This is a genomic window from Allobosea sp., from assembly GCF_036675845.1.
Taxonomy (GTDB): Bacteria; Pseudomonadota; Alphaproteobacteria; order Rhizobiales; family Beijerinckiaceae; genus Allobosea.
On record NZ_JAKFED010000023.1, the window covers coordinates 1 to 6,839 of the forward strand.

Annotated in this window: 6 protein-coding genes and 1 pseudogene; 1 reads left to right on the forward strand and 6 read right to left on the reverse strand. The window is 69.9% G+C overall.

The window, feature by feature from the left end; genetic code table 11:
- From V6M56_RS01335 to V6M56_RS01345, 3 genes are all read right to left on the reverse strand, one after another.
- The coding region (locus V6M56_RS01335) for a class I tRNA ligase family protein (protein ID WP_332680770.1) at window positions 1-473 on the reverse strand (473 nt) is incomplete at its 3' end.
- A 206-nt stretch (window positions 474-679) separates the two neighbouring features.
- Window positions 680-1,663 carry a bifunctional riboflavin kinase/FAD synthetase gene (locus tag V6M56_RS01340; protein ID WP_332680771.1) on the reverse strand — a complete coding sequence of 328 codons (984 nt, stop codon included), beginning with the start codon at window positions 1,661-1,663 and terminating at the stop codon, window positions 680-682.
- Between the two features lie 81 nt (window positions 1,664-1,744).
- Window positions 1,745-2,191 carry a MaoC family dehydratase gene (locus V6M56_RS01345; RefSeq protein WP_442881051.1) on the reverse strand — a complete coding sequence of 149 codons (447 nt, stop codon included), beginning with the start codon at window positions 2,189-2,191 and terminating at the stop codon, window positions 1,745-1,747.
- A 269-nt stretch (window positions 2,192-2,460) separates the two neighbouring features.
- On the opposite strand from V6M56_RS01345, the gene V6M56_RS01350 reads away from it, so the two are divergent.
- On the forward strand, window positions 2,461-2,844 hold the full coding sequence (locus V6M56_RS01350; protein ID WP_332680772.1) for a response regulator: 384 nt from the start codon (window positions 2,461-2,463) through the stop codon (window positions 2,842-2,844).
- Window positions 2,845-3,011: 167 nt separating this feature from the next.
- Here V6M56_RS01350 and V6M56_RS01355 read toward each other — a convergent pair whose 3' ends face one another.
- From V6M56_RS01355 to V6M56_RS01365, 3 genes and pseudogenes are all read right to left on the reverse strand, one after another.
- Window positions 3,012-3,869 (reverse strand): TIGR01459 family HAD-type hydrolase, encoded by an 858-nt coding sequence (locus V6M56_RS01355; protein ID WP_332680773.1) that lies wholly within the window; start codon window positions 3,867-3,869, stop codon window positions 3,012-3,014.
- A 125-nt stretch (window positions 3,870-3,994) separates the two neighbouring features.
- Complete coding sequence (locus tag V6M56_RS01360; RefSeq protein ID WP_332680774.1) at window positions 3,995-5,464, reverse strand: EAL domain-containing protein; 1,470 nt, start codon at window positions 5,462-5,464, stop codon at window positions 3,995-3,997.
- A gap of 172 nt (window positions 5,465-5,636) precedes the next feature.
- Window positions 5,637-6,839, reverse strand: a pseudogene (locus V6M56_RS01365) (hypothetical protein); the annotation flags it as partial.

Consider the following 6,839-nt stretch of genomic DNA (forward strand, 5'->3'; position numbering starts at 1 on the left):
ACGTCGACCCAGTGCTCGGCGAAGGCGCGGCATTCCTTGCGGAACTCGACGACCGGGACATCGTCCTTGTTCAGCCCCTTGGCGCGGTACCGCTCCTCGATCTTCCACTCGATCGGCAGGCCGTGGCAGTCCCAGCCCGGCACATAGTTCGAGTCGTGGCCGAGCATCTGCTGCGAGCGGGTGACGAGGTCCTTGAGCACCTTGTTGAGGGCGTGGCCGATATGGATGTTGCCGTTGGCATAGGGCGGGCCGTCATGCAGGACGAAGCGGTCGCGGCCTTTGCCGGCCTCGCGCAGCTTGCGGTAGAGGTCCATCCCAGCCCAGCGGGCGAGCAACTCGGGCTCGCGCTGGGGCAGGCCGGCCCGCATCGGGAACTCGGTCTGCGGCAGGAACAGCGTCTGCGCGTAATCCTGCGTTTTGGCGTCCTGGGCCTTGGCGTCCTGGGCGGGCTTTTCAGCGGTCTTGTCGGTCATGATCCGGCTCGGGCGGTTCGGACAGGCGGGCCAGATCGGTCTGGCGCTGCGCTCTTGCCCGCGAAAACTGGGAAAGCGGTAGAGACCCCGGACTGCGCAGGCGCCCGCGCGTCAGCGCAGGGCGGCAGCCGGGCTCGTAATTCGCCGGGACAGGTCGATGATCTTGGCGCGGAAAGCGGGCATGAGCGGCTTCTAGCAGGCGTTGCCTAGGGAAGGAAGGGCGGCGTCCGGCCGAGAATGTCGCGCGCCTGCAGGCTGTCGGTGTCCATCTGCGCGATCAGCGCCGGCAGCGTATCGAATTTCGCCTCGCCGCGCAGCCAGGCGACGAGGGCGACGTCGACCGTCCTGCCATAGAGATCGCCCGAGAAGTCGAAGAGATAGGTTTCCAGCCGCGGCGCACCGTCGTCGAAGGTGGGACGGCTGCCGAAGCTGGCGACGCCGTCGCGCCAGACGCCGTCGAGCTTCATCCGCACGGCATAGATGCCGTGCCGCAGCCGGCAATCGCGGGGCAGATGCAGGTTGGCGGTGGGATAGCCAAGCTCGCGCCCGCGCTTGTCGCCATGGGCGATCACGCCCCGCACGAACCAGGGCCGGCCGAGGAACTCGCCGGCACGCGCGACATCGCCCTGCTCCAGCGCGGCGCGGATCAGGGTGGAGGAGACCGGCTCGCCCTGCCAGGCATAGGGCGCGACCACCGCGACCGGCACGCCGGCCGCCCCGGCCCTCGCCTGCAGCATTTCGGGCGAGCCGGTGCGGCCCTTGCCGAAATGGAAATCATAGCCGCAGACCAGACCGGCCGCGCCGAGCCGACCGAGCAGCAACTCGTCGATGAAGACCTCGGCCGCGACCGAGGCGATCTCGCGGTCGAAGGGCAGGACGAGGCTCGGGGAAAGGCCGAGGCCGGCGAGCAGCTCGACCTTGATCGTCGCCGGCGTCAGCCGGAAGACCGGCTGGTCGGGCCGGAAGACCGAGCGTGGATGCGGCTCGAAGGTCAGCGCTGCCGCCTTGCCGCCCTGCCCTGCCGCCATCGCGCCGGCGACCCGCGCCAGCTCGGCATGGCCGCGATGCACGCCGTCGAAATTGCCGAGCGCCAGCACCCGCCCGCGCAGGGCGTCCGGCACGGGTTTTCCCGGTTCGAGAATGAAGGCGGCCGGCGGATCGGAGCGCGGCGCTTCGGCGGATGGGGTCATGGAGCGCGAGCGTCCGGACGCCGGGAAGCTCCGGCGGGCCGTGTTTGGCCTCAAGCCGGCGGAAGCGTCAAGGCCGCGGCATCAGGCTTTCGCCGCAGCGCGCGGCAGCGCCACCCAGGCCTCGCCCTCGAGCACCGCCTTGCCGTCGACCAGGCATTCGCAGAACAGCCGGGCGCGGCGGCGCTCGGCCACGAGCTCGACCACCTCGACCTGGGCGGTAACGACATCGCCGATTTTCACCGGGGCGAGGAAGTTCAGCGTCTGCGAGAGATAGACCGCGCCCGGCCCGGGCAGGCGGGTGCCGAGCAGGGCCGAGACCAGGCTCGCGGTCAGCATGCCATGGGCGATACGCTGGCCGAACTTCGTGCCGGCGGCATAGCGGTCGCAGAGATGGATCGGATTGGCGTCGCCGGAGAGGTCTGCGAAGAGCGAGATGTCGCGCTCCATGACGGTGCGCATCAGGCTTTCGCGCTGGCCGACGGCCAGATCCTCGAAGGCGTGAACCTGATAGAGCGTGCTGGTCATCATGATCGATTTCGCATGCGCAGCAACGGCGGCAAGGCCGCTGCACCACGGGGCAACGAAAGGCAGCGTTTCACAGTTCGCTGCATCGCACCATTGAACTTTGGTGCCTGGGCCCTGTCGCCATTCGACGCATAACCCAGCGTCACTCAGACACCGGGTTAACGGCTTCGAAACACCGCTGGGCTATCACGATTGACCTATGGTCGCCGCTCTGGGAGAGCGGCCAGCGCGCCGGCATTTCCCGGCGCGCATGTCTGCTTGGAGTTTCCACCATGGCCCTTGATCCGTCGATGCCGATTCTGGTGGTGGACGACTACCAGACCATGGTGCGGATCATCCGCAACCTGCTGAAGCAGCTCGGCTTCGAGAATGTCGACGACGCCTCGGACGGCAGCAGCGCCATCGCCAAGATGCGCGACAAGAAATACGGGCTGGTGATCTCGGACTGGAACATGGAGCCGATGACCGGCTTCGAGCTGCTGCGCCAGGTCCGCAACGAAGAGCGGATCGCCGAGACGCCGTTCATCATCGTCACGGCGGAATCCAAGACCGAGAACGTCATCGCCGCCAAGAAGGCCGGCGTGAACAACTACATCGTCAAGCCGTTCAACGCGCAGACGCTGAAATCGAAGATCGAGTCGGTCTGCGCCGCCTGAGGAGCCATTCCGGCAGGAATGGCGTCTCGAAGGATGCTCCAGGAGGCTCCCGAGCCATCTGAAGCATCCTTCGAGACGCTGCGCGCAGCTCCTCAGGATGAGGGCTCGAATTCTCAAACGGGTTCTGAGGGCGGCCGCATATTGATCCGGCTATCGCTCTTCGCCGCTCACCAGGCGAGCTGCGGCATCGCGAAATCGGGGCGGTGGCTCTGGCGGGCGAACCAGCCTTCCAGCTCCGCCTCCGACAGATCCTTGGTCTCCTCGGCATGGATGCCGGCCAGGCACATCAGCGAGGCCACGCCGTACTGCACGGCGCCGGCGACATCGGTGCGGATCGCGTCGCCGATGGCGAGGATGCGCGCTTTCTCGACGCTCTCGCCGCGGACCTCCTCGCCTTGCCGGATCGCCAGCTCGTAGATCGGCGCATGCGGCTTGCCGGCATAGATCGCCCGGCCGCCGAGCTTTTCATAGGCCACCGCGATCGAGCCGGCGCAGGGCACCATGCGGCCGCCGCGGTCGACCACCAGATCGGGATTGGCGCAGATCAAGGTGAGGTCGCGCCGGACGAAATCGGCCAGCGCTTCGGCATAGCTCTCGGCGGTCTCGCGCTCGTCGTCGAACAGGCCGGTGCAGACGACGTAGTGGCCTTCGCCGGCGCCGACGCGCGGCGCATCCAGCCCCGCCATCAGCGGCAGGTCGCGATCCGGGCCGAGATGGTAGAGCGGCTCGCCGGCGCGCTTTGCGATCAGGTCGCGCGCCACGTCGCCGGAGGTGACGATCGCGTCGAAGGCGTCGCCGGGCACGCCGAGCCGGCCGAGCTGGATGGCGATATCCGAGCGCGGACGCGGTGCGTTCGAGACCAGCACGACGGTGACGCCGCCGGCCCGCATCTTCGCCAACGCGGCGCAGGCCTCGGCATAGGGGGCGACGCCGTTATGGACGACCCCCCAGATGTCGCAGAGGCAGAGCTCGTACTGGCCGATGATCGGCGCGACGCCGGAGAGCAGGCGGGTGGAAGACGGCACGGGCGGACTCCGGCTTGATCTGGAATGCGGCTGGCGAGATGGCGCGGCTGCGCGGCGCTTCAATACGCCGCCCGCGTCCGGCAGGCCAGCCCGGCGGCTGGATCAGCGCTGCGGAAACACCGGGTTCAGGCGCTGGCGCGCCGCAGGACGTCGCGGAACGGCACGCGCGTCGGCACTGGGGGGGCGGGCGGCGGATACTCGACGATCTCGGCGGCGACCGGCGCCGGCGCGAGGGCCGGTGCGAGGGTCGGTGCGAGGGTCGGTCGTGGCGCGGCCGCTTCCGTCTCCGGCTCGGCGAAGACCTCGGGCCGCACCGGGCGCGGCGGCGAGAAGACGATGCCCTGGCCGTAGCCGACGCCGAGATCGAGCATGTCGGCCACCATCGGGTCGTCCTCGACCTCTTCGGCGACGAGCTGGATGGCGCCGCGGGCAAGATGCGCGGCAAGGTCGCCCGCGGCGATGTCGGCGGCCGCCGCACCCCTGGCTTCGGCCAGCAGGAGCGAAGCCGGGACCTTGACGAAGCGCACGCCGCGATCGTGCAGCGAAACCGGATCGAGGCGCAGATCGGCGACGTGGTCGAGCGCGAAGCGCACGCCGTTCGCCGACATCGCGCCGAGCAGGCCGAGGCTCGCGGGCTCGAGCGCGCGGAAGACCCGCTGCGGGATCTCGATGACGAGATTGCCGATATGCGCGTGGTATTTCTCGAGGATGCGCGCCAGCGCCGCCAGAGCGCGCGACGAGCCCCAGGTCGCCCCGCTGAAATTGCAGGAGACGAAGAGCTCGCCCTCCTTGGTCCCGAGATGGCGGGCGATCGCCAGCGCGCGGGTGAGGACGAGTGCATCCAGCGTCGGGCCGAAGCCACGCTGCTCGACGGTTTCGAGGAATTCGGCGGGGAGCAGCAGCGTCTTCTCGTCGAGCCGCAGGCGCACCAGCGCCTCATAGCCGCGGGTCCTGCGCTGCGGCAGCTGGACGATGGGCTGGAGATGGACCTCGACCTGGCCGTTGGCGAGCGCCTCGCCGATCAGCGCGGCGCGTTCCTCGGCGGCGCGTTCCTCGCCGGCACGAAGCTGCGCCGCCTGTACGCTCTGCTGCCGGACCGCGACGAGCGGCTCGGGAGCCCGCAAAGCAGCGCGCTCGACCAGGGCCGCGCGGGCCGGGGCTTGCGCCGCGGCGAGCCTGTCCTGAAGCAGGCGCAGCTGGTCGTCATGGTCGCCGAGCGTGGTCGCGACCTGCTGCAGCAGGTCGCCGAGCAGGCCGACCTCGGCGGTGAGCTCGTTCAGCATCGCCTTGGCCGGCGCGGCCTCGACCTCGCTCATCGGCAGCTGGTCGAAGCGCTGGCCCATCGCATCGAGGCGGATGGCATTGGTCGCCAGCCGGACCTTGACCTCGCCGATCGCCGCCAGCAACTGCTCGCGCTCGCCGCCCCAGTTGCGGCGTGCCAGCATCGCCGAACCGGCCAGGCCCAGCCCGGCGCAAAGCAGGCCGAGCGCATTGGCGAGGCCGCCCGGCAACAGCAGCATGGCAGCGGCGCCCAGCGAAAAGCCGGCGACGCCGCTGGCGGCCGGAGGAAGAGCGCTGAGGCGGATGCGAGCCAAGGGCAGGGTCACGCAAAAAGGGTTGAGGAGACGCCGAGGCGGCGAATCACCTGCCGCGCCCACAGGATAGCCGCCGCAGCCAGCGGCTGCGAGAGCCAGCACGCCACGCACCGCTTTCTCCCCGCCAAAATCGCCCCCCGGTCTCGGCGTCGCGGGAGCGCGCCCTAGAAGGCTAGCGCGGCAGCAGCGCCCCGGGACCGATCGCCGCGATGATCCGCTCGCTGACCTCGGCGGAAAAACCCCGGCGCATGAGATAAAGCCGCGCGTCGAGATCGAAGAGCGGCACCTTCTGCTTCAGCGTCCGCAGGGCGTGCTCCATGGCGAACTTGTCGCCGCTCGCGGCGCTGGCCATGGCGCGGCCGAGCAGGGCGAGCGGCGTCTCCTCGGCATTGATCAGGGCGGCATGCGCTTCGGCGAGCTTGGTCGCGCCGGTGAGATAGGCCGCCAGGTACAGGTAGAAATCGTACCAGGGCGGCCTGCCCTGGCTGAGGGAGACGGCGCGCTCGAGCAAGGGCAGCCCCTCCTCCGGCCGGTTGAGCTGGACGTAGCGGGCGCCGAGAGCCGCCATCACGTCTGGATCATAGGGGTTGCGCGTCAGGGCTTCCCGCCCGGCCTTCAGGGCATCGTCGATCGCTCCGCGCAGGAACAGGGTATCCATCATCGCCTGGTAGGCCCGGGCGCTCGACGGGGCGAGCCGGAGCGCAGTGACGGCGGCAGCGAGCGCTCGGTCGAGCGCCGAGCCGGGGCGGGCATTGAATTCGGAGGAATACTCGTCGAGCGTCAGCAGGGCGAGTTGCGACCAGGCCGGGTGGAAGTCGGGATCGCGGGCGACGACGCCTTCCAGGCAGGTGCGGGCGGCGAGATGATCCTCCGCCGTCATCGTCCGGCGCAGGTTGAGGGCGAGGAAGAGGCAGCCAGCCTCCGGCGTCAGCGCCGACTGGCGGGCATCGGCATGGAGGATGCCGAAGGGCTGCGCGAGTCGGATCGCCAGGTCCTGCGCGGCCTCGCGCAGCGCCGAGCCGTCACCGAGCTGATCGACATTGCGTTCGCCGGACGAGGTCCAGACGACACGCCCGTCCCTGGCGGTGCTCAAGCGGACGAAGCCCTCGATCACGCCGCCGGCGCGCGAGGCGCTGATCGCCAGGATGTAGTCGGCGCCCTCCCCCGAGCGCGCCTGCGGCTCCGGCGACTTGACGACCACCAGATCGTCGAAGCGCGCCATGGTATCGACGAGGTGGCGGACGAAATTGCGGGTGATGTCGTCGAGGGACGCATCGGTGACCGTCTCGGCGACCTCGACCGACACCACCGGCAGGCGCGCGCGGGCCGGCGCCACGGCCCGCGGCGGCGGCGCAGTGGCGGGGGGCGCGGCGGC